Here is a 23,440-nt window from a genome sequence, read left to right on the forward strand (position 1 = left end):
GCATCGCGGGGTTTTTTTATAAGACGATAACTTATGCCGCAGGCTGAGTTACAACGTCTTTGATACCTTTAACTTCGATCTCTACGCGACGATCTGGTGCCAGGCAGTCGATCAGTGCAGCGCGTGGTTTCACGTTGTCACAGGTAGAACCGGTAACTGGGTTAGATTCGCCCATACCACGTGGGGAGATCTTGTTAGCTGGGATACCTTTAGATACCAGGTAATCAACTACAGACTGAGCACGTTTCTCAGACAGACCCTGGTTGTAAGCGTCAGAACCGATACGGTCGGTGAAGCCCAGAACCACTACAGAACCGTCTTTAGGATCCAGGTTGCTCAGCTGGGTGTACAGCTGATCCAGTGCCTGCTGACCTTCTGGTTTCAGGGTAGCTTTGTTGAAGTTGAACAGAACGTCAGACTTCAGAGTGAAGTGCTTGGTCTGTACTTCTGGAGCTGGAGCCGGAGCTGGAGCTACGACTGGCGCATCTTCCTGCTGACCGAAACGGTAAGAAACACCAACGCTCAGCATGCCGTTGTCTGGACGAACGCCAACGGTAGCACCGTCACCGATGTTGTTAACCCACTGGTATTCCAGACGGGTAGCGATGTCACGGGTCATTGCCCACTCAACACCACCAGCGAATACTGGGGAAACACCAGTGTCGTGGTCGTCACCAGCGATGCTGTTGCTGGAGTCTGCACGCCATACCATGCCGCCCAGACGGGTGTACACGTCCAGATCGTCAGTTACTGGGTAACCCAGTTTAGCGGTCAGCTGTACGCCTTGAGCTTTGAAAGCGCCATTTACGTTGTCGCCTTTGTAAGGCATACGACCTAACCAGTCGTAACCCATTTCAAAGCCAACATACGGGTTAACCTGATAGCCACCGAACGCACCTGCACCCAGCTGGCTCTCGTGAGTAGGGCCATCGTTGTTCAGGCTGCTGTTGTACCAACCGGTGTCATGGAACTGAGACCAGCCCAGTTTACCACCTGCATACCAGGTATTATCTTTCGGAGCGGCCTGCGCTACGGTAGCGAAGCCAGCCAGTGCCACTGCAATCGCGATAGCTGTCTTTTTCATTTTTTGCGCCTCGTTATCATCCAAAATTTGCCATGAATATCTCCATCGGAGGAATCACGGTTAAATCCTTCACCGGGGGGCGTGGTCAAATATAAACCTACCGATATCTTCGGCTTAGGCCGAGCACCCCTGGCGATGTAAAGTCTACAACGTAGCTGAAAACTTACAAGTGTGAAGTCCGTCAGGCATATGAAAAAAAAAGTTCCGTATACCTAATATTTAACAATTTTTGAACGAATTTTGTGCAGTAAAATTAACGAGAACCGCGTCAGACAAGCCTTGCCGCAGTTTTGACGCGTTGAACTTTTTTTGCATACCGTGGTCGAAAAAAATTCCAGGAAAACTCTTAAAATGACTCAATGGTACACATTTGAGTGAATTTTTAGCCCGGGATGTTGTCCTCTGCGATAGGAATCTCCACGAACCGGCCGCATGATGAAACCCATCGCATTACCTTCTTCAGCCGCTTCAGACAGACGCAAATGTTCCTCTTGCGACAGATCCTCAGGCAACCACCCAATCACGACGCTATAGTTCCCGGTACGTAATGCCCGGACCATCGACTCGACCGTATCGCAAGGGGAGAGTTGATTAATCTGCATCACCTTCGCTAACGGCAGGCCAGCCGACTGAACCCATTCACGACTTAATTTTTGCTGTGGCGTCAGCCAGAGCTGCCAGCGAGACTGTTGCCCGAGCTGCTGCAAAAGCGGCAGGAGTAAGAGTTGTGTTAACAGCGGCTGGTCTTCACGGTAAACCACTTCACTGATAAGCCCTGTCGATACACGCCCGATAGAATTCTGCGCAGCATTGCCTGCGGCAGAAGTGGAAGGTGTTAAGTGATTTGCATAGCCTGAAGTGTACATATTCATTCCAGCCCTGTAGTTACTGTATGGATATACAGTAACCCCTGTGTGCATAAAGATCAACCTCATTTTCGGAAAGCGACTCGCAAATTTCATCCATTCCTGGTGAACCTGAAAAAATCATCTTGCCCAACGGCAATAAGTTGCCTATTTTCCTGCTAACGGATCCGTTAGTAAGAAATATCGTGTTTACTGTATGATTTTTAATGGAATTATCATGAAAAAGATATCTTATGATCGGATTTATCAATCTCAAGAATACCTCTCTCCGCTGGGCGAAATTCATCATCGCGCCCTGTTTGGCGGTTATACCCTGGCCGTGGATGAAGCGGTGTTCGCGATGGTGTCTGACGGCGAGCTGTACCTTCGCGCCTGTGAGCAAAGTGCAAAATACTGTGTAAAAAACGCCTCCTCTTTTCTGACACTGATGAAACGAGGACGGCCAGTGCTGCTTAATTACTACCGTGTGGATGAAGGTCTGTGGCAAAACAGGGAAAAGCTGCTTCAGCTCTCCTCGTTTGCGCTCGATGCCGCCAGGAAAGAGCGCTACCAGCGCCATCAGCGTAATCGGCTTAAGGATCTGCCGAACCTGACCTTTCAGATTGAGGTCCTGCTTATGGAGGCGGGCATTACCAATGAAGAGACGCTACGACAGTTGGGGGCGAAGACGAGCTGGCTGAAAATGCGCTCTAAGAATAAAGCGCTGAGTATCCGGGTATTGTTCGCGCTTGAAGGCGCCATCGAAGGGTTACATGAAGCGGCACTCCCGGCGGATATTCGCCGGGAGCTTATGGAGTGGTTTAATGCGCTGCCTGAGTCGCAGGGCCATCATTCCGCCAGGTAGCGATCTTCTGTCGCAGCCGACAAATTTCCGGCAGCAAAGCGATAAGCAGGCCAATTTGCTGTAGGACCAGCGGAGCTTTGTTGTCGGTGCCAGGATCAAGGTGTGCGATACGTTGCACCAGTTCATCCAGTGCCTGGTGAACCCGTGGCTCATCCGCAGGTTGATGATGAAGCGCATCATCAACGTAGCAAACGGCGTCGTCCAGCAGCGCCAGGATGCCCGGATTTGTCAGTTTCTCACGGTGGGCGCCAAGGGTAGAGATATAGCTGGTGAACGTGTGGTTCAGACACAGCAGGCGGAAGGCTGTCTCCCGGATTTCTGCCGTGGCGCGCGGCTCAGTTGACATATTCGAGACAACGGAAGCCAGCTCTGCGTCCGTGTTATGCGCATCGCGACGGGCAATCCGATAGGCCAGACGGTTATCGCGACCCTGATGGTATTGCTCAAGAATAGCATCCAGATAGCGGCAGTTGGCGTTCATTGCTCTGTCGGACACGCGCGGTAAGTTACGAAAACGCCAGTCCGGCCAGATAAAGCTCACCGCCGCCCAGGCAATGGCGCAGCCGATTAGCGTGTCGATCACGCGGGGGAGGGCCACTTCAAAGCCTTCACCCAGCAGATTGAAGCAGAGCAGCACCAGCAGCGTGATGAACATCGTGGCGTGGGCGTACTGCACATTGCGGAAGGCGAAAAACAGTACACCGGTAATCACGATCAGGATCAGTTGCCCTTCTACGGATGGCACAAAGTAGAGCACCGGCAGCCCGATGGCGACCCCGACTAATGTCCCGACAATACGCAGCGCGAGCCGATGGCGGGTAGCGTTATAGTTCGGCTGGCAGACAAACAGGCTGGTCAGCAGGATCCAGTAACCGTGGTGCAACCCTGTTATCTGGATAAATGCATAGCCGACGCACAGAACCAGCGACATCCTTACCGCATGGCGAAAGAGGGCGGATTCCGGCGTAAAATGACGGCTCAGGCGCAGCCACATATCGCTGAAACCGTTGAGACTGTCGTCGGCAAGCTGGTTGTCGGCGTCATTGCCCGGCATTGCCATCGCCTGTTCAGACTCAATGGTGGCGAGCTGAGCATCGATGGCTCTCAGGTTGTTGAGCAAGAATCCCAGGGCTTTGAACTGTTCCGGCGATGTCCCACTGGCCTGAACGCGATCGAGGGCCGCATCCAGATGACTGAATGCGCGTTCAAAGCGAGGATCGTGCTGATAGGGCGTGCGCAGCAGTATTGAGCGCGCAAGTTGCTGGCAGGCCTGAGACTGCATTGACAGCAGGCGCTGGAAACGGAACATCACGTCGCTGTAGCGGAATTTCTCGCGCAGGTCAGCGTACTGCACATGCGAGAAGCTGGCGCGCTCGTGAATATCCTGGGCGACAAAGTAGTAGTGCAGTGTGCGCCGGGTACCGCGCTGACCGCGATCGCCGCGCAGACGGGTGAGCAGAGACGCTTTGGTCTGATTTAGCGTGGCGACCAGCTGGCCATTTGCCAGCGCCAGATCGTACAGGGGCGCCTGGCTGTCCTCTTCAATATCCGGATCAAACAGCCGGGATTTCAGCTCCAGATAGTGGGCCAGCTGTTCGTAACTGCGGGCAATGTTGTCCTGTAAGGCACGAACCGGAAAAATAAGATGTCCGGTTAAGGTCAGCAGGTTATACCAGATAGCGCCCAACAGCAGCAGGACCGGCTGCTGATACCACTGATCGTAAAGAGAGACGCCCAGCATGGTGTAAATGGCAATCAGCAGGGCGCCAAACGCGATAGTGGCGTAGCGTTGCCCGAGGCCGCCGAGCAAAATGAAGCCGCTGGTAGACACCGTCAGCCCTAAGGCAAACAGCCAGGGCCAGGGGAAAAGCAGCTCAACGGAGGCGGAAGCAATAAAGAAGCAGACCAGCGTGATGACCAGATTACGCAAACGACCGGCCAGGCGGTCGTCGAGATCCGCCAGCGCACCGGCCACCACCCCAAGCGTGAGGGGGATGGTGAGCTTCACGTCATTTAGCCACCACGGCAGAGCGACGGTGCCGCAGAGGGCGATAAAGATCCTGACGTTATACAGCCAGTTACTGTTCCACGTATAGCGACGAAGCAGGGGGCTTAGCATGAGTGCGGCCAGTCCTTATTACTGAAAACGGCGACGGGCGTTGGCTTCACGCGCGGCTTGCGCGACTTCGACCGGGACAACACGGCGTCCTACCGGCCACAGGGCGATGGTAGCAATTTTGAAATTAGCGATGCCAACCGGAATGCCTATAATCGTGATGCACTGGGCGATACCGGCGAAGATATGCATCAGACACAACCACCAGCCAAAGAAGATCAGCCATAAAATATTCAGCAGCGTGCCGCCGGTATTCATCAGGGCATTTTTTCTTTCCGGCTCCAGCTCATCCACGTGTACGGCTTCATTTCCATAAGGAACGAGGGACAGTTTGGTGATTTCCCAGCAGGAGCGCGTCAGCGGAAGGGTGAAGATGAGCACGATGCTCACCAGGGTGGCAAAAAGCCAGGAAAGGGTGGTGGCAAAACCGCCAAGGACAAAATTCAACACATTCAGAACGGTACGCATAAACCCTCATTTCCTTCGATATGATTAACGCCCGGTGATTGTAACGTTTTTTTGGGCTGGAGCACCTTAAAACTGGCAGTTAAACTGTCTGACAAATTATGACCTCGTGGATCCGGCAGGATATGGAACTGAAAGCAACTTCAATGGGCAAACGCCTGGCGCAGCACCCTTACGACAAGATTGTCCTGCTCAATGCAGGAGTGAAAGTCTCCGGTGAACGCCACGAATACCTTATTCCGTTTAATCAGCTACTGGCCATTCATTGTAAACGAGGGCTGGTATGGGGGGAGCTGGAGTTCGTCCTGCCGGCAGACAAAGTGGTGCGACTCCACGGGACCGAGTGGGCGGAAACCCAACGCTTCCACCATCATCTGAACACGCGCTGGCAGCAGTGGAGCCAGGAGATGAGCGTGATTGCCGCACAGGTTCTGCAACAGGTGCTGGACGATATCGCGCTAAGCAATACGCAGCAGAAGTGGCTGACGCGCCAGCAAACCGCCGGGCTTCAGCAAAAAATCGCCCAGGCGCTGACGGCATTGCCTTTACCGGTGGCGCGGCTTGAGGAATTTGAGAACTGCCGCGACGCGTGGCGGAAGTGCCAGGCCTGGCTGAGCGATATCGAGAAAAGCCGTCTGGCGCATAACCAGGCCTGGACTGAGGCGATGCTTACGCAATATGCCGACTTCTTCAGTACAGTGGAGTCATCGCCCCTCAATCCTGCCCAGGCGCGCGCCGTGGTGAATGGCGAACAGTCTTTATTGGTGCTGGCAGGTGCCGGGAGCGGCAAAACGTCGGTGCTGGTGGCGCGCGCGGGTTGGCTTCTGACAACGGGCGAGGCGGTTGCAGACCAGATTTTGCTGCTGGCCTTTGGTCGCAAGGCTGCGCAGGAGATGGATGAGCGCATTCAGGCGCGTTTGCATACCCAGGATATCTCGGCGCGCACGTTCCACTCCCTCGCTTTACACATCATTCAACAGGGCAGCAAAAAAGTTCCTGTTGTCAGCAAGCTGGAGAACGACGCTCAGGCTCGCCAGGCGCTGTTTATCAAGGCATGGCGTCAGCAGTGCAGTGAAAAAAAGGCGCAGGCGAAAGGCTGGCGTCAGTGGCTTGAAGAGGAACTCAGCTGGGAGGTGCCGGAGGGCAGCTTCTGGCAGGATGAAAAGCTGGCGCGCCGGCTGGGCTCTCGTCTCGACCGGTGGGTAAGCCTGATGCGCATGCACGGCGGCTCTCAGGCGGAGATGATAGAAAGCGCACCGGAGTCGATCCGCGCTGTGTTTTCTAAACGGGTTAAGCTGATGGCGCCGATGCTGAAAGCGTGGAAAACCGCGCTGAAAGACGAAAACGCGGTCGATTTTTCGGGGCTGATCCATCAGGCCATCATCATTCTGGAGAAAGGGCGCTTCGTCAGCCCGTGGAAACACATTCTGGTGGATGAGTTTCAGGATATCTCGCCGCAGCGCGCTGCGCTGCTTTCGGCGCTGTGGGCGCAGAATAAACACACGTCGCTGTTTGCCGTGGGCGATGACTGGCAGGCTATCTACCGTTTCAGCGGGGCGCAACTATCCCTCACGACGGCCTTCCACCACTATTTTGGGGAAGGCGATCGCAGCGATCTGGACACCACCTACCGCTTCAACGCGCGGATTGGCGAAATAGCCAACCGTTTTATTCAGCAGAACCCGCATCAGCTGTCGAAACCGCTTAACAGCCTGACGTCGGGGGATAAAAAGGCCGTCACGCTGCTGGCGGACGATCAGCTGGAACCGCTGCTGGATAAACTGAGTGGCTATGCGAAACCGGATGAACGGATTCTGGTGCTGGCGCGTTATCACCACCTCAAGCCGACGGCGCTGGAAAAAGCGGCGACGCGCTGGCCAAAACTTCAGCTCGATTTTATGACCATTCACGCCAGTAAAGGGCAGCAGGCCGACTACGTGATTGTGGTGGGGCTAAAAGAGGGGAGCGACGGTTTCCCTGCACCGGCGCGGGAATCCGTGATGGAAGAGGCGTTATTACCTGTTCCGGAAGATTTCCCGGATGCAGAGGAGCGGCGTTTACTGTACGTGGCGATAACCCGCGCGCGCCATCGCGTGTGGCTCTTGTTCAACAAAGAGGAGCCGTCGGTGTTTGTCGATATTTTGAAAAGTATTGACGTGCCGGTGGCGAGAAAGCCGTAACGCGCCGGGCAAATTCTGTAGGCCCGGTAAGCGCAGCGCCACCGGGCAAAAAACTACTTCAGTCTCTCCGCAAGATAACGCTGATAATCCGGGATCAAAATCTCCACCGGACCGTTAAACTGCGGCGATTCAATGATGAAATCTGCCGTTGAAAGATTGGTGGCTACCGGAATGTTCCACACCGTCGCCAGACGCAGCAGCGCTTTAACGTCCGGATCATGCGGAACCGCGTTCAGCGGATCCCAGAAGAAAATCAGAACGTCAATTTTACCTTCTGAAATCTGAGCACCTACCTGCTGGTCACCCCCCATCGGGCCGCTCAGCATGGCATTCACTTCCAGACCGGTTTCGCGGTGGATCAGGTTGCCGGTTGTTCCCGTGGCAGAAAGGGCATGATGCTGTAAAAGAGGCTGATGGCGACGAACCCAGTTAAGCAGCATTTGTTTACAGTGATCGTGCGCAACCAGAGCAATGTGCTTGCGCGCCGGAAGTGTGCGTGTTGTCAGTTCCATAATCTTATCCGTGAGGTTACCTCGCTACACGATGACGGGAACTGGCTGATGCTGCAAGAGAAAGGACGAAAAAATGTGGCTTACGACGAAGGTTGTTGCTTCGCCCATTGCAGAAAACGGGCGCGCGTGTCCGGATCGGCATTCTGGAACCAGAACTTGAGGCGTTGCTCAGTAAGGGTCTGCGACTGAGGGGGGAGTACATCCAGCTCCGATACGCCCGAAAGCAGGGTACTGTCATCCGCCATCATGGTGGCGAACTGGGGCAGCGAGGCGCGCCTGCTGGCCCTGTTGTAGGTCTCGGTGTCCGCTTCATAGTCTGTTCCCTTTGGCCTTTTTGTCAGCGCCAGAATATCCAGTTTTACCGGGATGGGCATGGAGTCCCCGTCCACCAGTTCAATGCGCGGCGAGGCATCAAATGCCAGTGACTCCTTTTCTGTCTCAAGGCGCGGGAGACGAAAATTGACCTGGCTGATACGCTGGGTATTAAAGCTGACCACCAGCGGAGGCGAAATGTACACCTGCTGTTCGTTGTCGGCGAGGCGAATGGTTTTTTCCACCCGAAAAACCACCTGATGAGGGCCGTTATCCAGCTCGATACTGTCTGCACCCCGCAGCAGGGAGCTGGAGACTTTTTTCCCGTCCAGCACCAGCAGGTCAATGTCGGTTGAGAGTCTGAGGGTGGTTGCGAAAACACAAACCGGCATGATTAACGCAACCACAGCCCAGGCAATGCCGGTTTTCATAGCAGACTCCTGTAGACAAACTACCCGGTAAGAATGTATCAAAAGTTTTCGACAAACACGTTTACTAACATATAGACATATTCTGCCGTTTTGCCCTCATACTTCTGTATGGGATGCGTGGTTGAGATGTCCGCTTTGACGTACACTTTGAAAAAAGCCAGGAGGAAGAGCATGAAAGAGAACGACATTGTCGAGATTCTGACGTCCACGCGCACTATTGCGCTGGTCGGCGCGAGCGATAAACCGGATCGCCCAAGCTATCGGGTCATGAAATACCTTCTGGATCAGGGTTATCACGTGATCCCGGTCTCGCCGAAGGTGGCGGGGAAAACGCTGCTGGGCCAGCAGGGCTATGCGACGCTCGCGGACGTGCCGGAAAAGGTGGATATGGTGGACGTTTTTCGCAATTCAGAGGCGGCCTGGGGCGTGGCGCAGGAGGCGATTGCCATCGGCGCGAAAACGCTGTGGATGCAGCTGGGCGTGATTAATGAGCAGGCGGCCGTGCTGGCGCGCGATGCCGGGCTGAAGGTGGTGATGGATCGCTGTCCGGCAATCGATATTCCCCGTCTGGGGCTGGCAAAATAAAAAAAGCCCGTTTGACGGGCTTTTTTACACCTTCAGTTGCGCAGTCTTGGTGCCTGTAACTGTTTGCGGATGGTCTGAGCAAGCTCGTCCATAGTGGGTTGTTCCGGATGCTCATCCTGTAGTTCACCACTCAGCTGCGCTTCGGCAAGATAGGTATGGACAGGCTGACCATCGTCGCCCTCCATAACCACATGATACCAGGGCGCGGCGCGAAGCTCTGCGTCAACGGCCAGATCGTCTGCTGACGGTTCATCAAGGGAATACTCCGGGTCGATATCCACGACCACACCCAAATATCCAAGCAAGGTGTGGCGGACCTGCTGGCCGATACCGAATTTGCTGGCAATCATAGTCACCTCCCGGGAAACATTACATACACACTATGTGCGGGCAATATTTCTCTTTTCAAGTTACATGACGCGACAGGCAAACCCTTTCAGATACAGCCCTTCCGGGTAGGTAGCGATCACCGGGTGATCGGCGGCCTGACGGAACTGCTCTATAAATTGTACATCACGACCCGCATCTATTGCGGCATCGGCGATGATTTTTTGGAATAAATCTGTCGTCATCAGGCCAGAGCAGGAGAACGTCAGCAGCACGCCGCCCGGGTTCAGCAGCTGGATCGCCAGCATGTTGATGTCTTTATAGCCACGGCAGGCGCCCATCAGCTGGCTTTTGTTTTCCACAAACTTCGGCGGGTCCATCACGATGACGTCAAATTTCTCGCCCTGGTCGCGGTATTTACGCAGCAGTTTGAATACGTCGTCGCGCACAAACTCCGCTTTGCTCAGATCCAGCTTATTCAGCTCAACGTTCTGCTTCGCCACGTCCAGCGCTTCCTGTGAGGTGTCGACGCTCACTACCTGAGCACAGCCGCCCATCAGGGCAGAGACCGCAAAGCCGCCGGTATAAGAGAAGCAGTTCAGCACGCGTTTATCGGCAACGTACTGGCGCGTTGCCAGACGGCTGTCACGCTGGTCGAGGTAATAACCGGTCTTATGGCCGCCCTGGATATCCACCAGCAGCTTCATGCCATGTTCTTCGATAGGCAGCAGGGCAGGCGGCAGTTCGCCGGTGACCGGGCCTTGCGTCAGCTCCATGCCCTCTTTTTTACGTACCGCCACGTCGCTGCGGTCGTAAATGGCACATTCCGGGAACAGGGTTTGCAAGGCGCTAATCAGCGCGGCACGCTGGTATTCCGCCCCGGCGCTCAGCAGCTGCAACACCAGGAAATTGCCGAAGCGGTCAATGGTCACGCCCGGCAGCCCGTCGGACTCTCCGGCAATCAGACGATAGCTGTCCAGCCCGTCACGCTTTGCCAGCCACTCGCGCCACTGCTGCGCCTGTTGCAGACGACGGACAAAGAAGTCGATATCGATGGTTTCGTCTTTATCGAACGTCCAGACGCGCGCGCGGATCTGAGATGCTGGCGAGTATGCGCCGCGTGCTAACCATTTCCCCTGATGGTCAACAATATCGATGGTTTCACCGAGGCTGGCTTTACCTTCCATGCGGGCAACCGCGCCGGAAAAGACCCAGGGATGACGGCGCAGTAATGACTTCTCGCGCCCTTTGGCTAACACTAAACGTACACTCATAATTTGCTATTCTGTCGATTCCAATGAAATGGCCGCCATTTTCCCGACTTCAGTGAGGAAATGCAACGCGCCAGTCGGATAAGGAGAAGGATGATGTCAAATGTTTGCACCATTGCCTGGGTCCATGGCCTTGTACAGGGCGTCGGATTCCGCTACAGCACCCAGCGCGAAGCCCTTCAGCTCGGGCTGACGGGGTATGCGCGTAACATGGATGATGGCAGCGTGGAGGTTGTGGCCTGCGGTGAGGCGGATCGGGTAGAGAAGCTGGTGGCGTGGCTGAAAGCGGGCGGACCGCGCAGCGCGCGGGTTGATAAGGTGCTAACGGAACCGCATCAACCCGGCCGGGAATACGCTGACTTCAGTATTCGCTATTAAATGCATTTTACCGGCTTTGGCAGGCCGGCGATTTTTGTCGCCTGTTTAGCCGGGCCTTTCGGAAACAGGCGATACAGATAACGGCTGTTGCCTTTCTCTTCGCCAAATTTATTCGCCATGGCTTTGACCAGCATGCGGATAGCCGGCGAGGTGTTGAATTCAAGGTAAAATTCTCGCACGAAGCGCACCACTTCCCAGTGTTCCGGGGAGAGGGTAATTCCTTCGTTTTCCGCAATTTTCTCCGCCAGCGCTTCGCTCCACTGGCTGCTCTCTTTCAGATAACCGTCGTTATCGGTTTCGATCTCTTTGCCTTCAAAACTCAACATATTCATTCACGCGTTAGTCAAAAACCGCCTCAGTCTACCAAAAAAACAAAGCCCCGCATAAGCGGGGCCCTGTTCACAGCACGGTGAGTTAATCGCGGCTGGCGAAGCCCAGGATGCTCAGCAGGCTGACAAAAATGTTGTACAGCGACACATACAGGCTCACGGTGGCGCGGATATAGTTCGTCTCACCGCCGTGAATGATGTTGCTGGTTTCATACAGGATTGCGCCGGATGAAATCAGGATAAACACCGCGCTGATTGCCAGATGCAGCGCAGGCAATTGCAGGAAGATGTTCGCCAGCATACCGACCAGCACAATCACGATACCTGCCATCAGCATACCGCCAAGGAAGGACATGTCCTTACGGGTGGTCAGCACGTAGGCCGAGCAGCAGAAGAACACCAGCGCGGTACCGCCCAGCGCCATACCAATTACGTCGCCCATTCCGGCAGACAGATAGGCATTCAGGATTGGCCCCAGAATGTAGCCCAGGAAGCCGGTAAAGGCGAACGCGGAGAGAATCCCCACCGGTTTATCCGCGGTTTTGTAGGTCAGGAACATCAGACCGTACATACCTACCAGCGTGAGGATCAGGCCCGGAGAAGGCAGCATCAGTACGGTGCTGGCCGTCGCGGTGATCGCCGAAAACGCCAGCGTCAGGCTGAGCATGAAATAGGTATTGCGCAGCACCTTATGGGTGCTGAGTAGCGATGTGCGGTCGCGTGAAGAAGTAATTATACGATCCATGAGTCACTCTCTTATGACAGATGTAATTAGCGCAAAGAATAGGAAACGGCGCGGCAGACGCAAAGTGGTTTTACCCATCTTTACTCAGCCCCTTAGGGATTATACTGGTTTTTTATTCTGGCAAAGCCTTTGTACTCAGAATGAAGTGCGGTTTGTAGGGCGTATTCAGATCAACCTCTTATAGGTCACTGAAAAATATTGCGTTATTTCCCTAAGGCCGCTAAGAGTTATTTCCGGATCGTCATAAAAACAGACAATAAGGCGAAGGAAATGAAACCACAAACACGCACGCACTTTACACTCTCTTTGTTAACCGCAGGGATCCTGTGCGCCAGCACGGCAACCTGGGCGGCTAACGTGCCGGCAGGAACCCAGCTGGCAGATAAGCAGGAACTGGTCAGGAACAACGGCAGTGAACCCGCCTCGCTCGACCCGCATAAAGTCGAAAGCGATGTCGAATTCAATATTATCAGCGATTTATTCGACGGGCTGGTCAGCGTCTCTCCGGCAGGTGAAATCCAGCCGCGCCTGGCGGAGAAATGGGAAAATAAAGACAACACCGTCTGGACGTTCCATCTGCGTCCGGGCATTACCTGGAGCGATGGAACCCCCATCACCGCGGAAGATATTGTCTGGAGCTGGCAGCGGCTGGTCGACCCGAAAACCGCCTCTCCGTATGCCAGCTATCCCGGTAGTATGCGTATCGTCAACGGCACTGATATCGCAGAAGGCAAAAAAGCGCCCGAGTCGCTGGGGGTGAAAGCCATCAATGACACCACGCTGGAAGTTACGCTCACGCAACCTAACGCCGCTTTCCTGGCGATGCTGGCTCACCCGTCTCTGGTGCCAATTGATAAAGTCCTGGTAGGCCGTTTCGGTGATAAGTGGACCAAACCGGAGCACTTCGTCAGCAGCGGGGCCTATAAACTGTCACAGTGGGTGGTTAACGAACGCATTGTGGCGGTGCGTAACCCGAAATATTGGGATAACGAATATACCGTCATCAACAAGGTGACCTATCTGCCCATTTCCTCTGAAGCTGCTGACGTCAACCGCTACAAAGCGGGCGAAATCGACATTGTTTACACGGTGCCGATCAACCAGTTTGCTCAGCTGAAGAAAACGCTGGGGAGCGAGCTGGACGTTTCACCGCAGCTTGCCACCTATTATTATCAGTTCAACACCACCCGGCCGCCGTTCAACGACGCCCGCGTGCGCAAGGCGCTGAACCTGGCGCTGGATAAAGACATCATTGCCGGGAAAGTATTAGGGCAGGGCCAGCGCCCGGCATGGCTGATCAGCCAGCCGGATATTGGCGGCGTCAAGCTCCAGAACCCGGATTACGCCAGCTGGCCGATGGATAAACGCATTGCCGAGGCGAAAAAGCTGCTGGCCGAAGCCGGATTTAACGACAGCCATCCGCTCAGCTTTAATCTCCTCTATAACACCTCGGAATCGCACCAGCGTATTGCCATTGCCGCCAGCTCAATGTGGAAGAAGAACCTCGGCGTGGAGGCGAAGCTGCAAAATCAGGAGTGGAAAACCATGCTTGATACCATGCACACCCATAACTTTGACGCGGTACGCTACGCCTGGATTGCCGATTACGACGATGCGGCAACCTTCCTGAACAACTTCCGTACCGGGGATAGCCAAAACACCACTCAGTACAGCAATCCGGACTACGATCGGGCACTGGTGAACGCGGCGAAATCGAAAACGGCGGAGGAGCGCGGTAAATTCTACCAGCAGGCAGAAGATCTGCTGGGACGGGATGTACCGGCGATCCCGGTCTATCATTACGTGCGCACGCACCTGGTGAAACCGTGGGTAGGGGGCTTCACGCCAGACAAGCTCGGGTACTACTACACCAAAGATATGTACATCAAAAAGCACTAACGATCCGCGGTGGATATTATGCTGACAAAACGGCCAATCTGTCGTCTATTCAACCGATTAAACGCATTTTGGCTATTTTTAAAGCGAACGAATGCGCACACTCTTTACAGCGCGCGGTGAGGTGTTTATAGTTCGCCTCACTTAGGAAGCGTGGCCGAGCGGTTGAAGGCACCGGTCTTGAAAACCGGCGACCCGAAAGGGTTCTAGAGTTCGAATCTCTACGCTTCCGCCAAATTCGAAACCCCTGCGATAGCAATATCGCAGGGGTTTTTGTTTTTGCGCCAGTCTTCCGTCATGCCACCATGTTGTAGCTTATCGTGATCCCGGCGTCGGCCTTGCAGACCTGAGCTTTTACGCACCAGGTGTCCTCGATGTTTGCCGGCGTCAGAACCGCTTCGGGCGCGCCCGTGGCGGCGATCTGCCCGGCCTTCAGGAGGATCAGACGCTGGCAATAATTGGCCGCAAGATTGAGATCGTGCAGTGCAACCACCACCGTAAGAGGCAGCTGTGAAACGAGCCGCATCAGCTCCAGCTGGTGCTGAATGTCCAGGTGGTTTGTCGGTTCATCGAGCAACAGCACCTGCGGCTGCTGGGCCAGCGCGCGGGCTATCTGGCTTCGCTGGCGCTCTCCGCCAGACAAAGAGTGCCATCGCCGCTGGCGTAAGCGGCATAACTGCATCAGGCCAATCGCCTGCTCAACCGCAGCCTCATCGTCGCGCGAGGTTCTCTGGAATGTTTTCCGGTAGGGCGTACGCCCCAGTCTGACAATGTCCTCAACGGTCAGTTCTCCGTCGACCTCAGCATGTTGCGGGACAAACGCCATGTGCTGCGCGCGTTTTTTCAGCGGCATCATGCCAAGCGTTGTGCCATTAAGCGCCACGCGTTCGCTGAGTCGTGGAAACAGCCCGGCGAGACAGCGCAGCAGCGTCGACTTGCCTGAGCCGTTTGGCCCTAACAGGCCGATAATCTGCCCGGATGGCAGGTCGAGATCGATATCCTTAAGCACCGTCTGCGCTTGTCGGGTTACGGTTAACCCGGCCACGGTAATATTCATGGATGCTCCTTTCGGTTTTGATAAAGCAACGCCACAAAGACGGGGGCGCCCACCAGCGCAGTCACCACCCCGATGGGCAGAACCTGGTGCACAATCAGCGTGCGTGAGACGATATCGGCGAGGATCATAAAGTGGGCGCCGATAAGAAACGTCAGCGGGATAGATAGACGATGGCCCGGCCCACATAGCATGCGCGTTACATGGGGAATGACCAGCCCGACAAACCCCACTGCGCCCGTGGCGCTCACCAGCGTTGCGGTAACAATGGCACAGGTCAGCAATGAGACAATACGCACGGCGGTAACCGGGATCCCCAGCGTGGTGGAGACCTCATCCCCGAAGGTGAAGGTGTCCAGCGCCCGTGAAAAGAGCAATACCACCAGTAAACCCGCAAGCGTAACGGCCAGCGCCAGCAGCGCGTCAGGCCAGCGCACGCCGCTCAGACTTCCCAGCAGCCAGAACATGACGCTACGGGACTGCTCGGCATTGGCGGACGTACTGACGACGTACGCGGTCATGGCGTTGAAGAGCTGGGTGCCCGCAATGCCAGCCAGCAAAATGCGCGACGGGCTTTCACTCATCCCGTTCGTAATCACCATGATGAGCGCAAAGGCGGCGCACGAACCGACAAACGCACCGCTGCTTACGCCAATCACGCTCCCCCCGATGCCGAGAAGCATCACGCAGACGGCCCCCAGCGATGCGCCCGCGGAAATCCCCAGCAGATAAGGCTCAGCCAGAGGGTTACGCAGGATCGACTGTAACACCAGCCCGCACAACGCCAGGCCGCCGCCGTTGCACGCGGCCATTACTGCCCGGCTCATGCGATATTGCCAGACGATACCTTCCTCCGTTTGCGGCAACGCATAAGAGGTCAAACCCAGTCCGTTGAGGATCGCTTTCCCGGTACTGGCATACGACACCGGCATATCACCGATACTGGCGGCAAAGACCAGCATCAGCGGCAGCGCCATGGCACCTGCTGCCAGTAAACCCTGCTGGCGGCGGTCAAAAGCGAAATGACTCATTGTTCATCCCGGAAAGAAGCCAGCCGATCGCTGATAAGCTCAACCGCATCGACGTTACGCAATGAAGGGTTTAACGACATCGCTGGCACCACGATGATGTGGTTGTTCCTGACCGCAGGCATGTTCTTTGTCACCGGGTCACTGCGCAAGAACGCTTTTTTTACCTCAACGTCATCGGCAGGGTAGAGCCTGCGGGACATCCCGGCGATAACAATCACGTCCGGCTGCGATCGGGCTATATGTTCCCACGTTACAGCGGGCCATTCGTCGTGAGAGTCAATAATGTTCTTCACCCCCAGCGTGCGGCTGATCCAGCCAGGCGCGCCGTAATTCCCGGCCACCCAGGGATCGCCATTCAGACGGCTGCTGGAGAACCAGAATACAACGCTAAGCGGTTTCGCGGAGGCGCGCGCCTGGGCCTTTTTAATACGCTCCGCCAGCGCACGATTGAGCTGCTCACCTCGCGCGGAAACATCAAAAATCCTCGCCAGATCTGTCACTTCCCGTGTAATTTCCGCCAGTGAAAACGGCGCGCTACGTGCTCCGTCTGCGTTTGAGGTTTCCGTTACCGTTTTATCCGTGCAGTCGGCAGGGGAGATCCACGTATTAATCCCCAGCGACGCAAACTGCTCACGGGTTCCCACTTCTCCCTGCGGACCAATGTGCCAGTGATACTGTGCGAGAACGAGTTCAGGTTTCTGCCCTACCACGGCCTCAAAGGAGGGGGAATTATCCGCAAGCCTGGGGAGGTTTTTCCCGGCATCCTCCAGCGGGGCCGGGAGCTTGCCGAACCAGACTGACGTCGCGGCGATCGTTTTCTCCAGCCCCAGTGCGAGCAGTAATTCTGTTTCATGCTGACCCACGGTCACGACGCGCTGAGGAGCCTGCGTAAAGGTCTGCTTAACGCCGCAATTTTCAATCGTGAGGGGCCAGGTGGTTGCGGCGAAAGCGGCAGGCGCCATGGAGAGCAGTGAAGCCAGAAATAACCCATTTTTAAGTAACATAGAACGCAATCCGAAATTGTTATGTTATAACATAATACATATATTGTGACTGAGAGCAACACGCTCACCGTCGCTCGTTGCAGAAACGAAAGGCTGGACTATTCTCAACATACCCACCTGGCATTCGCGGGTTGCCTGAAAAATAACAAGATTTCTGACCTGGGGTAGTAAGGATGAAAAAGATCCTGCTCGCGTTTGCGTTCTGTTTTGCCGCCCTGAGCGCCTTCTCATCGTATGCCGCAGAGCCCCGCCAGGCGCCTACGGAGCAGGAGCGCGCCCGAACGGTCTACATCTTCCATCAGCCCATCGTCATGCTCCAGGCGAAATTTGGCCTGACCACGCCGGAAGAACGCGTTTTACGCATCCGCAACACCCTGCGCAATTTTACCGAGGCGGATGTGCGTGAGCCGCTCAGCATCGTCCCCGTGACCCGCTATAACCAGCAGGGACGGCTGATAGTGATGAACGGGAAACCTGTGATGCTGCTGACGGAAGGGGATTTGGACGAAGGGGACGATCTTACCCTCAATCAGGCCGCACAGCGCGTGCTGGCGCGCATGGAAGCGCAAAGGATGGCGCTGCGCGATCAATACGATACCGGCTGGCTGGCGCTGTCGACGGTAAAAACAGCCGCTGGCCTGCTGGCGCTGTTGCTGCTCTGCTACGGCGCGTGGCGATCCTGGCGCTGGTTCCGGCGCGTCTACCGTCGGCGTATTGTGGAGAATCGCAGCCGGGTGCCGCAAAGCTGGCGGCGGTACATTGGCGCAATTGAGATTCGGCTTTACGCCTTGCTGATGTTCCTGCTGGGGTTGATCGGCTTTTACGTCTGGCTGAGCTGGGCATTCAGTCTGTTTCCGTGGACGCGGGTGTGGGGCACGTCGCTGGGAGACTGGACGCTTCGCGTGGTGCAGCAAATCGCCCTGGCGATTGTCTCGGCCTTGCCGGGGCTGACGATTGTGCTGATCATTTTCCTCATTACCGCTTTTATTCTGAAGCTTCTCAGGATGGTGCTCAATCAGGTGGAGGCTGGTCGTCTGCAACTTCCCGGCGTACATCCGGAAACCGTGGGGGCTACCCGTAAGCTCATTTCCGTTGCCGTCTGGCTATTTGCTCTCTCCGCCGCCTGGCCGTTTCTTCCCGGTGCAAACTCGCTGGCGTTTAAAGGTATTAGCGTCTTCTTTGGCCTGATGTTAACGCTGGGCTCGGCAGGGGTGATGAACCATGCCATGAGCGGTCTGGTCCTGATTTACTCCCGCGCACTGCGCAAAGGCGATGTCATTCGGGTGGCGGATAACGAAGGCAAGGTCAGTGAAATTGGCATGCTGGCGACCAAAATTATTACCCGGGAAAATTATGTCGTTACCGTGCCCAACGCGGTGGTGGTGAGCGGTAAGATCACCAATCTGAGCGCGCTACAGCCCGATGGCAGCCTCAATCTGACGGTCAGCGTCACGATCGGTTATGACACCCCATGGCGTCAGGTGCATGCCATGCTGGAGCTGGCCGCGAAACGGGCAAAAGGGATTGACCTTTCCGAGCCGCCGCTGGTACGCCAGTTAGGGCTAATGGACTGGTATATCGCTTACGAATTGCAGGTCCGTCTGCTGCCCGAACAGTCCCTCGCGGTTGCCCGCAATGAACTGCATAGCCAGATACAGGATGTGTTTAACGAATTTAACGTGCAGATCATGTCCCCGAATTTTGTTATGCAGCCAGAGGGCAGCGTAATGGTTGCCAAAGAGAACTGGTATACCGCGCCAGCCAAACCCCCTCAGGGCGAAACGTGACGGCCCGGTTTTTCCGTGGCAAGGCAAAATGTTACAGCTTTTAATCGACGATCGCCGATTTTACACGGGTCATCGCCAGAATGTTTTTTGAGCGCATATTTAATTTCTCGAGGATCCTCACGCGGTAGGTGCTGGTCGTTTTTTGTGACAGTTGCAGCTTTTTCGCGATCTCATGGTTTTCCAAATGAAACAGCTTCAGCACGTCATATTCGCGTCGCGTAAAGGAGTGTGTTCTGAGCGCCCGGTAAAAGCGCATCAGCTGCTGAAAAGGGTGAGCAGTAAAATGCATCGACGAATAGATAATATTATCGATTCTCACTGCGCGGTTGGCTTCTATCTCATGCATCAGGACAATGTAATCACGCTTAACTTTTTTGACCTGCCGAATGGTTTTATTGCGTAACTTATCCTGTTCAATCGCAATGATAAAATCCATCGCCTGATCGACCCCATCAAGATCGTGAATATCCGCGTCATCGCGAATCAAATGGGTTGATGTCAGGGAGCTTGATACACCATGGCAAAGGTAATAGTTATCACTGATAAATAAAAAATTCATAATCGTCGTTAAATAAAGTCATGGCTAATCTCTTATCGCAGTGATCTACGGTTAATGGGTGTTGTGCGAAAAAGAGTCTAAATGATCACCCGCGAATCTAATAAACGTTATGAATGTAAAAATAAATGTTTACATTTTAGCCAGTCGATGGCGAAGAAATCAGCGGGACGGAAGGGGAGGACGGAAGACGTGTAATGTTATGCAATTTCGTGCTTTACATCATGCTCAGAGATGTTTATAGTGCGCCTCACTTTGGAAGCGTGGCCGAGCGGTTGAAGGCACCGGTCTTGAAAACCGGCGACCCGAAAGGGTTCTAGAGTTCGAATCTCTACGCTTCCGCCAAATTCGAAAACCCTGCGATAGCAATATCGCAGGGTTTTTTCGTTATTCCAGCCCCAGCGTATACTGCGCGATTTTGAAGTAGATAATCAGCCCGGTCCCGTCGATTAGCGTGGCGATAAACGGTGCGGAGACCACCGCCGGATCGATTTTGCAGCGTTTCAGTACCATCGGGATCACCGACGAGACGATGGCGCTCCACAGCGTAATGCAGACCAGCGTCAGGCTGACGATGAGCGTGATTTCCATCCCAATACCCATCATCCAGGCGCGAACGCAGCCCGCCAGACCCAGCGTGGCGGCAATCATTAACGAGGTGCTGATCTCTTTGCGCAGCACGCGACCCACATCGCGAAGGTGGACTTCACCCAGCGCCATGGCGCGCACCAGCGTCGAGGTGATCTGCGTCCCGCTGTTTCCGCCGGTGCCAATCAGCAGCGGAATAAAGAACGCCAGCGCGATGGCAGATTCCAGCGCCTCTTCAAAATGCTGGATCACCGAACTGGTATACGCTTCCGCAACAAACAGCAGCAGCAGCCAGACGGAGCGTTTCTTCCACAGGCTGAAGGCGCTGGTTTCCAGATAGGGCTTCTCCAGCGGCAGCGTCGCCCCCTGAAGCTGGGCATCTTCAGTAACGTCATCTTCGAGCAGATGGGCGATTTCACGCTCGGTAAGGCAGCCCACCAGCTTGCCGTGGGTCACCACAGGCACCACATCCGCACCCGCGTGCGCCAGCAGCCCGGCGACATCCGCCCGCTCATCTTCCGGTTTGAGCTGAATAAAATCCGATATCATCAACCCCTTAACAGGCTGCACGGTATCCGTGGCCTGCAATAATTTGCGTACGGCGATTAAACCTGCGAGGCGACCGTTATCTTCGATAAAAATATGCGACGGAATATCATCATCTTTTAATTTTTCAAAGAACTGCTCGCGTGCCAGAGCTACGCATAATGAAATATCGATAACGATAAAATCGGTATTCATATATTGCGCGATGGCGCTGTCATTAAAAACCAGGTTTTGGTTGTGAATAGCGTAAGACATAGTAAATTCCCTTTGAATATTAAAATCTCTCAGGGGCGAGCAAGACAGGGCATGTCGGAAAGGAGATCCCCACGTCCTGGGTTCAGCACTGTACACCGTATCCCACAAGGGAAGTTATACTGACAAAGCCTTGATTCGACAGTGCCTGTTTTACCCTGTGCCGGTTCTCTCGAACCCACCAGAGCGATAACGTGTATTTGTACAGGAGCCTCGCCATAACGAGATCGTTGTAAAACGAGAGGGATAATACGCCTGTTTAAATTTAGTGCTCAGAAAATTAAATAATGTTTAAGAACGGTTTAGGTAAATCTTATTAATAAAATGTTGAGGGTTTATTTAAGGTTATTCATTTTAAATGGACAATTAAATTATTAACGGGGGAGGGGAAAATGACATGGTTTGATAACCTGCTGAATCATTTTGCGCTATATCCGGCACATCTGTTTGTGCTGTTATTCGTGATGGCGCTGAGCAAATCGACGGTGCTGATCTCCTCCGTGCTGCCGCCTGCGTCGGTGATGCTGCTGGCGGGCATTACCGTCAGCCAGGGGAGCATGCATCCTGCGCTGACGTGGCTCGCCGTGGTGATGGGGGCAACGGCGGGTTCGGTGCTGAATTACCATATCGGCCAACTGATGGGGCATACCAGGATGGTCACGCGCTTCACCTCAAAGCATGCCAATAAGTTCCTGCGGGTCCAGCATCAGCTGCAAAAGAACGGGGTCATCGTGCTTTTTACGTCGCGCTTCCTGGCGGTGTTGCGTTACATCGTCCCGCTGGCGGCCGGGATGCTCAGGCTGAACGCCGTCAAGGTCTACGCCGTCAGCCTGCTTTCCGCCTGTGCGTGGGCGGCGCTGTATGTCGGCGCGGTCACCGGCATCAGCGCCTTTTGAATTACAGGCTCCCCATTCCGCCGTCCACCAGCAGTTCCGTTCCCACCGTGTAGCTCGACTCGTCGGAGGCCAGATAGAGTGCGGCTTTTGCCAGCTCGGTCGTCGAGCCCATTCTGCCCAGCGGCACCAGCTTAATGACCTCTGCCATCATCGCGTTAAGCGCCTCGTCGCTTAAGCCCGTTTTTGTAAACGCCGGGGTTTCCACCGGACCGGGACTCAGACCGTTGACGCGGATCCCGCGCGGCAGCAGCTCCGCCGACAGTGTACGCGCCAGCGACAGCAGGGCGGCCTTGCTCGCGGCATACGCGCTGCTGGTGGGCAGGCCGATGCGCGCGCTCACGGAGCCGCAGAGGATCACCGAGGATGGGTTATTCAGCAGCGGCAGCAGCGCCTGAATTAAAAAGAACGGTCCCTTCAGGTTGATGTTCATCAGACGGTCCCAGGCCTCTTCCTGCCAGGCTTCCAGCGGCGCGTGCGTTACGTCACCGGCGTTGAGAAAGACCGCATCCAGGCGTGGCCAGCGGGCGGTGAGGGTCTCCGCCAGCGCTTTTTGCGACGAAATATCGCCTGCGTCGGTTGGGATCACCCAGGCCTTATCGCCCAGAATGCGCTCTGCTTCGGCGAGGGTATCCGGGTTGCGTCCGGTCACGGCGACGCGCGCCCCTTCGGCGATAAACGCCTGCGCGGTGGCGAGACCGATAACGCTGGTGCCGCCGGTAATCAACGTATACTTATCGGTTAAACGACCCATGTTCTTCTCCTGAAATGTCTCTGGAGAAAGCACTATAGAAACGTTAGTATCGAAAGGAAACCAGGTACCAAATGGATACTAACGAGGCAAGAGGTGTGAAATGGCAGAGCTGCTGGAAGCGTGCTGCGAAAAAAAATCTGAGGCGTATACCTGCCCGATGACGCAGTTTGTGAATCTGATTTCCGGTAAGTGGGCGATCCCCATTCTCTATCGCCTGATTGTGTTCAATACGCCCGTTCGCTTTGGCGATCTGCTGCGTGCCGCTGCCCCCATCACCCAGAAAGAGCTGACGAAGCAGCTGCGCCTGTTTGAGCAGCGCGGTCTGGTGACGCGAACGGTCTACCCGGAGATCCCGCCGCGCGTGGAGTATCAGATCACCGAGCTGGGGCTAACCCTTCAGGACGCACTCTCGCCGCTGGCCGCCTGGATGAGCGAATACGGCGACCAGCTTCAGCGTTAGGCTACTGTTTTACGTAGCGCGGATCCCCGCTTCATCGGTGAGATAGGCCACCAGAATATCGACTGCGACCCCGTAGCGCGCGTCGCGAACAATCAGCAGCGACCACCAGTCGCCGATAATATCCAGCGAACGGGCGACGGGGCAGGTGCTCTCTTCAAGGCGGGTACGTTTCAC

At 55.1% G+C, this 23,440-nt stretch carries 24 protein-coding genes, 2 tRNA genes, 1 pseudogene and 1 riboswitch; of the genes and pseudogenes, 10 read left to right on the forward strand and 17 right to left on the reverse strand.

All coding sequences use genetic code 11. The annotated features are described in order from the left end of the window. Positions 1 to 31: 31 nt before the first annotated feature. Positions 32 to 1,084 carry a porin OmpA gene (ompA, locus tag ACQG0T_RS07820; protein ID WP_017694761.1) on the reverse strand — a complete coding sequence of 351 codons (1,053 nt, stop codon included), beginning with the start codon at positions 1,082 to 1,084 and terminating at the stop codon, positions 32 to 34. Between the two features lie 356 nt (positions 1,085 to 1,440). Next, positions 1,441 to 1,950, reverse strand: a complete 510-nt coding sequence (gene sulA, locus ACQG0T_RS07825; RefSeq protein WP_032104231.1) for an SOS-induced cell division inhibitor SulA — start codon at positions 1,948 to 1,950, stop codon at positions 1,441 to 1,443. A gap of 217 nt (positions 1,951 to 2,167) precedes the next feature. Between sulA and ACQG0T_RS07830 the strand changes: the two genes are divergently transcribed. After that, the gene (locus ACQG0T_RS07830) at positions 2,168 to 2,794 is read left to right on the forward strand and encodes a TfoX/Sxy family DNA transformation protein (RefSeq protein ID WP_017384804.1); all 627 of its coding nucleotides are present in this window, start codon (positions 2,168 to 2,170) and stop codon (positions 2,792 to 2,794) included. On the opposite strand, the gene yccS is transcribed toward ACQG0T_RS07830, so the two are convergent. Beyond that, the gene (gene yccS / locus ACQG0T_RS07835) at positions 2,751 to 4,913 is read right to left on the reverse strand and encodes a YccS family putative transporter (RefSeq protein ID WP_271040657.1); all 2,163 of its coding nucleotides are present in this window, start codon (positions 4,911 to 4,913) and stop codon (positions 2,751 to 2,753) included. The two genes, ACQG0T_RS07830 and yccS, sit on opposite strands and share 44 nt — an antisense overlap. Positions 4,914 to 4,931: 18 nt before the next feature. Beyond that, positions 4,932 to 5,378 (reverse strand): YccF domain-containing protein, encoded by a 447-nt coding sequence (locus ACQG0T_RS07840; RefSeq protein ID WP_003858149.1) that lies wholly within the window; start codon positions 5,376 to 5,378, stop codon positions 4,932 to 4,934. A gap of 122 nt (positions 5,379 to 5,500) precedes the next feature. Here ACQG0T_RS07840 and helD point away from each other — a divergent pair, with 122 nt between their 5' ends. Beyond that, positions 5,501 to 7,555 (forward strand): DNA helicase IV, encoded by a 2,055-nt coding sequence (gene helD, locus ACQG0T_RS07845; protein ID WP_271040658.1) that lies wholly within the window; start codon positions 5,501 to 5,503, stop codon positions 7,553 to 7,555. A 53-nt stretch (positions 7,556 to 7,608) separates the two neighbouring features. Here the strand turns inward: helD and mgsA are convergent, their stop codons facing one another. Both mgsA and csgI read right to left on the reverse strand, forming a co-directional pair. Continuing rightward, on the reverse strand, positions 7,609 to 8,067 hold the full coding sequence (gene mgsA / locus ACQG0T_RS07850) for a methylglyoxal synthase (RefSeq protein WP_426723755.1): 459 nt from the start codon (positions 8,065 to 8,067) through the stop codon (positions 7,609 to 7,611). An 80-nt stretch (positions 8,068 to 8,147) separates the two neighbouring features. Beyond that, a complete protein-coding gene (gene csgI / locus ACQG0T_RS07855) occupies positions 8,148 to 8,810 on the reverse strand; it encodes a curli synthesis inhibitor (RefSeq protein WP_023296276.1) in 663 nt (220 codons plus the stop codon). A 171-nt stretch (positions 8,811 to 8,981) separates the two neighbouring features. Between csgI and ACQG0T_RS07860 the strand changes: the two genes are divergently transcribed. Continuing rightward, positions 8,982 to 9,395: a CoA-binding protein gene (locus ACQG0T_RS07860; protein WP_006809337.1), complete on the forward strand. Its 414-nt coding sequence runs from the start codon at positions 8,982 to 8,984 to the stop codon at positions 9,393 to 9,395. Between the two features lie 32 nt (positions 9,396 to 9,427). On the opposite strand, the gene hspQ is transcribed toward ACQG0T_RS07860, so the two are convergent. Both hspQ and rlmI read right to left on the reverse strand, forming a co-directional pair. Then, entirely contained in the window at positions 9,428 to 9,745 is a 318-nt protein-coding gene (hspQ, locus tag ACQG0T_RS07865) for a heat shock protein HspQ (protein ID WP_003858136.1), read from the reverse strand. A gap of 60 nt (positions 9,746 to 9,805) precedes the next feature. Then, on the reverse strand, positions 9,806 to 10,996 hold the full coding sequence (gene rlmI, locus ACQG0T_RS07870) for a 23S rRNA (cytosine(1962)-C(5))-methyltransferase RlmI (RefSeq protein WP_017693677.1): 1,191 nt from the start codon (positions 10,994 to 10,996) through the stop codon (positions 9,806 to 9,808). Between the two features lie 93 nt (positions 10,997 to 11,089). Between rlmI and yccX the strand changes: the two genes are divergently transcribed. Further along, positions 11,090 to 11,371 carry an acylphosphatase gene (gene yccX, locus ACQG0T_RS07875; RefSeq protein WP_003858131.1) on the forward strand — a complete coding sequence of 94 codons (282 nt, stop codon included), beginning with the start codon at positions 11,090 to 11,092 and terminating at the stop codon, positions 11,369 to 11,371. Here yccX and tusE read toward each other — a convergent pair. Together tusE and yccA are read right to left on the reverse strand one after the other, a co-directional pair. Beyond that, positions 11,368 to 11,697, reverse strand: coding sequence for a sulfurtransferase TusE (tusE, locus tag ACQG0T_RS07880; RefSeq protein WP_003858129.1), 330 nt, complete (start codon positions 11,695 to 11,697; stop codon positions 11,368 to 11,370). The two genes, yccX and tusE, sit on opposite strands and share 4 nt — an antisense overlap. Positions 11,698 to 11,785: 88 nt before the next feature. Beyond that, positions 11,786 to 12,445 carry an FtsH protease modulator YccA gene (yccA, locus tag ACQG0T_RS07885; RefSeq protein WP_003858127.1) on the reverse strand — a complete coding sequence of 220 codons (660 nt, stop codon included), beginning with the start codon at positions 12,443 to 12,445 and terminating at the stop codon, positions 11,786 to 11,788. Positions 12,446 to 12,715: 270 nt separating this feature from the next. Here yccA and ACQG0T_RS07890 point away from each other — a divergent pair, with 270 nt between their 5' ends. Both ACQG0T_RS07890 and ACQG0T_RS07895 read left to right on the forward strand, forming a co-directional pair. Further along, on the forward strand, positions 12,716 to 14,344 hold the full coding sequence (locus ACQG0T_RS07890; RefSeq protein WP_032670182.1) for an ABC transporter substrate-binding protein: 1,629 nt from the start codon (positions 12,716 to 12,718) through the stop codon (positions 14,342 to 14,344). A gap of 144 nt (positions 14,345 to 14,488) precedes the next feature. Next, a tRNA-Ser gene (locus ACQG0T_RS07895) sits at positions 14,489 to 14,576 on the forward strand. Positions 14,577 to 14,636: 60 nt separating this feature from the next. Here ACQG0T_RS07895 and ACQG0T_RS07900 read toward each other — a convergent pair. The 3 genes from ACQG0T_RS07900 to ACQG0T_RS07910 are packed head-to-tail and all read right to left on the reverse strand — an operon-like array spanning position 14,637 to position 17,430. After that, the gene (locus ACQG0T_RS07900; protein WP_032671209.1) at positions 14,637 to 15,398 is read right to left on the reverse strand and encodes an ABC transporter ATP-binding protein; all 762 of its coding nucleotides are present in this window, start codon (positions 15,396 to 15,398) and stop codon (positions 14,637 to 14,639) included. Then, positions 15,395 to 16,426, reverse strand: coding sequence for a FecCD family ABC transporter permease (locus ACQG0T_RS07905; protein ID WP_271040661.1), 1,032 nt, complete (start codon positions 16,424 to 16,426; stop codon positions 15,395 to 15,397). The genes ACQG0T_RS07900 and ACQG0T_RS07905 overlap by 4 nt, the downstream gene beginning before the upstream one ends. Then, positions 16,423 to 17,430: an ABC transporter substrate-binding protein gene (locus ACQG0T_RS07910; RefSeq protein WP_271040662.1), complete on the reverse strand. Its 1,008-nt coding sequence runs from the start codon at positions 17,428 to 17,430 to the stop codon at positions 16,423 to 16,425. Before ACQG0T_RS07910 ends, ACQG0T_RS07905 begins: the two co-directional genes overlap by 4 nt. 173 nt (positions 17,431 to 17,603) lie before the next feature. Here ACQG0T_RS07910 and ACQG0T_RS07915 point away from each other — a divergent pair, with 173 nt between their 5' ends. Next, entirely contained in the window at positions 17,604 to 19,217 is a 1,614-nt protein-coding gene (locus tag ACQG0T_RS07915; RefSeq protein WP_032104945.1) for a mechanosensitive ion channel family protein, read from the forward strand. Positions 19,218 to 19,257: 40 nt separating this feature from the next. Here ACQG0T_RS07915 and ACQG0T_RS07920 read toward each other — a convergent pair whose 3' ends face one another. After that, entirely contained in the window at positions 19,258 to 19,776 is a 519-nt protein-coding gene (locus ACQG0T_RS07920) for a LuxR C-terminal-related transcriptional regulator (RefSeq protein ID WP_003858117.1), read from the reverse strand. A gap of 254 nt (positions 19,777 to 20,030) precedes the next feature. Here ACQG0T_RS07920 and ACQG0T_RS07925 point away from each other — a divergent pair. Next, positions 20,031 to 20,118 (forward strand) — tRNA-Ser (locus tag ACQG0T_RS07925). A gap of 42 nt (positions 20,119 to 20,160) precedes the next feature. On the opposite strand, the gene ACQG0T_RS07930 is transcribed toward ACQG0T_RS07925, so the two are convergent. Next, positions 20,161 to 21,162 (reverse strand): magnesium transporter, encoded by a 1,002-nt coding sequence (locus ACQG0T_RS07930; RefSeq protein ID WP_045142614.1) that lies wholly within the window; start codon positions 21,160 to 21,162, stop codon positions 20,161 to 20,163. A 60-nt stretch (positions 21,163 to 21,222) separates the two neighbouring features. After that, positions 21,223 to 21,392: riboswitch (M-box (ykoK) riboswitch) on the reverse strand. 159 nt (positions 21,393 to 21,551) lie between these two features. Between ACQG0T_RS07930 and ACQG0T_RS07935 the strand changes: the two genes are divergently transcribed. Further along, the gene (locus tag ACQG0T_RS07935; RefSeq protein ID WP_015570881.1) at positions 21,552 to 22,055 is read left to right on the forward strand and encodes a DedA family protein; all 504 of its coding nucleotides are present in this window, start codon (positions 21,552 to 21,554) and stop codon (positions 22,053 to 22,055) included. Between the two features lies 1 nt (position 22,056). On the opposite strand, the gene ACQG0T_RS07940 is transcribed toward ACQG0T_RS07935, so the two are convergent. Further along, a complete protein-coding gene (locus ACQG0T_RS07940) occupies positions 22,057 to 22,806 on the reverse strand; it encodes an SDR family oxidoreductase (protein ID WP_426723756.1) in 750 nt (249 codons plus the stop codon). 100 nt (positions 22,807 to 22,906) lie between these two features. On the opposite strand from ACQG0T_RS07940, the gene ACQG0T_RS07945 reads away from it, so the two are divergent. Next, the gene (locus tag ACQG0T_RS07945; RefSeq protein WP_017384779.1) at positions 22,907 to 23,266 is read left to right on the forward strand and encodes a winged helix-turn-helix transcriptional regulator; all 360 of its coding nucleotides are present in this window, start codon (positions 22,907 to 22,909) and stop codon (positions 23,264 to 23,266) included. A gap of 66 nt (positions 23,267 to 23,332) precedes the next feature. On the opposite strand, the pseudogene ACQG0T_RS07950 reads toward ACQG0T_RS07945, so the two are convergent. Continuing rightward, positions 23,333 to 23,440: pseudogene (locus tag ACQG0T_RS07950) on the reverse strand (winged helix-turn-helix transcriptional regulator); the annotation flags it as partial.

Source organism: Enterobacter cloacae complex sp. 302F9 (genome assembly GCF_050030335.1).
Taxonomy (GTDB): domain Bacteria; phylum Pseudomonadota; class Gammaproteobacteria; order Enterobacterales; family Enterobacteriaceae; genus Enterobacter; species Enterobacter hormaechei_C.

Coding starts and splice junctions, on each gene's coding strand:
- ACQG0T_RS07860 (WP_006809337.1), top strand. CDS start 8,982: ATGAAAGAGAACGACATTGTCGAGATTCTGACGTCCACGCGCACTATT.
- ACQG0T_RS07905 (WP_271040661.1), bottom strand. CDS start 16,426: ATGAGTCATTTCGCTTTTGACCGCCGCCAGCAGGGTTTACTGGCAGCA.
- ACQG0T_RS07930 (WP_045142614.1), bottom strand. CDS start 21,162: ATGTCTTACGCTATTCACAACCAAAACCTGGTTTTTAATGACAGCGCC.
- yccS (WP_271040657.1), bottom strand. CDS start 4,913: ATGCTAAGCCCCCTGCTTCGTCGCTATACGTGGAACAGTAACTGGCTG.
- ACQG0T_RS07900 (WP_032671209.1), bottom strand. CDS start 15,398: ATGAATATTACCGTGGCCGGGTTAACCGTAACCCGACAAGCGCAGACG.
- tusE (WP_003858129.1), bottom strand. CDS start 11,697: ATGTTGAGTTTTGAAGGCAAAGAGATCGAAACCGATAACGACGGTTAT.
- ACQG0T_RS07915 (WP_032104945.1), top strand. CDS start 17,604: ATGAAAAAGATCCTGCTCGCGTTTGCGTTCTGTTTTGCCGCCCTGAGC.
- rlmI (WP_017693677.1), bottom strand. CDS start 10,996: ATGAGTGTACGTTTAGTGTTAGCCAAAGGGCGCGAGAAGTCATTACTG.
- ACQG0T_RS07830 (WP_017384804.1), top strand. CDS start 2,168: ATGAAAAAGATATCTTATGATCGGATTTATCAATCTCAAGAATACCTC.
- yccA (WP_003858127.1), bottom strand. CDS start 12,445: ATGGATCGTATAATTACTTCTTCACGCGACCGCACATCGCTACTCAGC.
- ACQG0T_RS07910 (WP_271040662.1), bottom strand. CDS start 17,430: ATGTTACTTAAAAATGGGTTATTTCTGGCTTCACTGCTCTCCATGGCG.
- hspQ (WP_003858136.1), bottom strand. CDS start 9,745: ATGATTGCCAGCAAATTCGGTATCGGCCAGCAGGTCCGCCACACCTTG.
- csgI (WP_023296276.1), bottom strand. CDS start 8,810: ATGAAAACCGGCATTGCCTGGGCTGTGGTTGCGTTAATCATGCCGGTT.
- mgsA (WP_426723755.1), bottom strand. CDS start 8,067: ATGGAACTGACAACACGCACACTTCCGGCGCGCAAGCACATTGCTCTG.
- yccX (WP_003858131.1), top strand. CDS start 11,090: ATGTCAAATGTTTGCACCATTGCCTGGGTCCATGGCCTTGTACAGGGC.
- ACQG0T_RS07890 (WP_032670182.1), top strand. CDS start 12,716: ATGAAACCACAAACACGCACGCACTTTACACTCTCTTTGTTAACCGCA.
- ACQG0T_RS07935 (WP_015570881.1), top strand. CDS start 21,552: ATGACATGGTTTGATAACCTGCTGAATCATTTTGCGCTATATCCGGCA.
- ACQG0T_RS07840 (WP_003858149.1), bottom strand. CDS start 5,378: ATGCGTACCGTTCTGAATGTGTTGAATTTTGTCCTTGGCGGTTTTGCC.
- ACQG0T_RS07945 (WP_017384779.1), top strand. CDS start 22,907: ATGGCAGAGCTGCTGGAAGCGTGCTGCGAAAAAAAATCTGAGGCGTAT.
- ACQG0T_RS07920 (WP_003858117.1), bottom strand. CDS start 19,776: ATGAATTTTTTATTTATCAGTGATAACTATTACCTTTGCCATGGTGTA.
- sulA (WP_032104231.1), bottom strand. CDS start 1,950: ATGTACACTTCAGGCTATGCAAATCACTTAACACCTTCCACTTCTGCC.
- ompA (WP_017694761.1), bottom strand. CDS start 1,084: ATGAAAAAGACAGCTATCGCGATTGCAGTGGCACTGGCTGGCTTCGCT.
- helD (WP_271040658.1), top strand. CDS start 5,501: ATGGAACTGAAAGCAACTTCAATGGGCAAACGCCTGGCGCAGCACCCT.
- ACQG0T_RS07940 (WP_426723756.1), bottom strand. CDS start 22,806: ATGGGTCGTTTAACCGATAAGTATACGTTGATTACCGGCGGCACCAGC.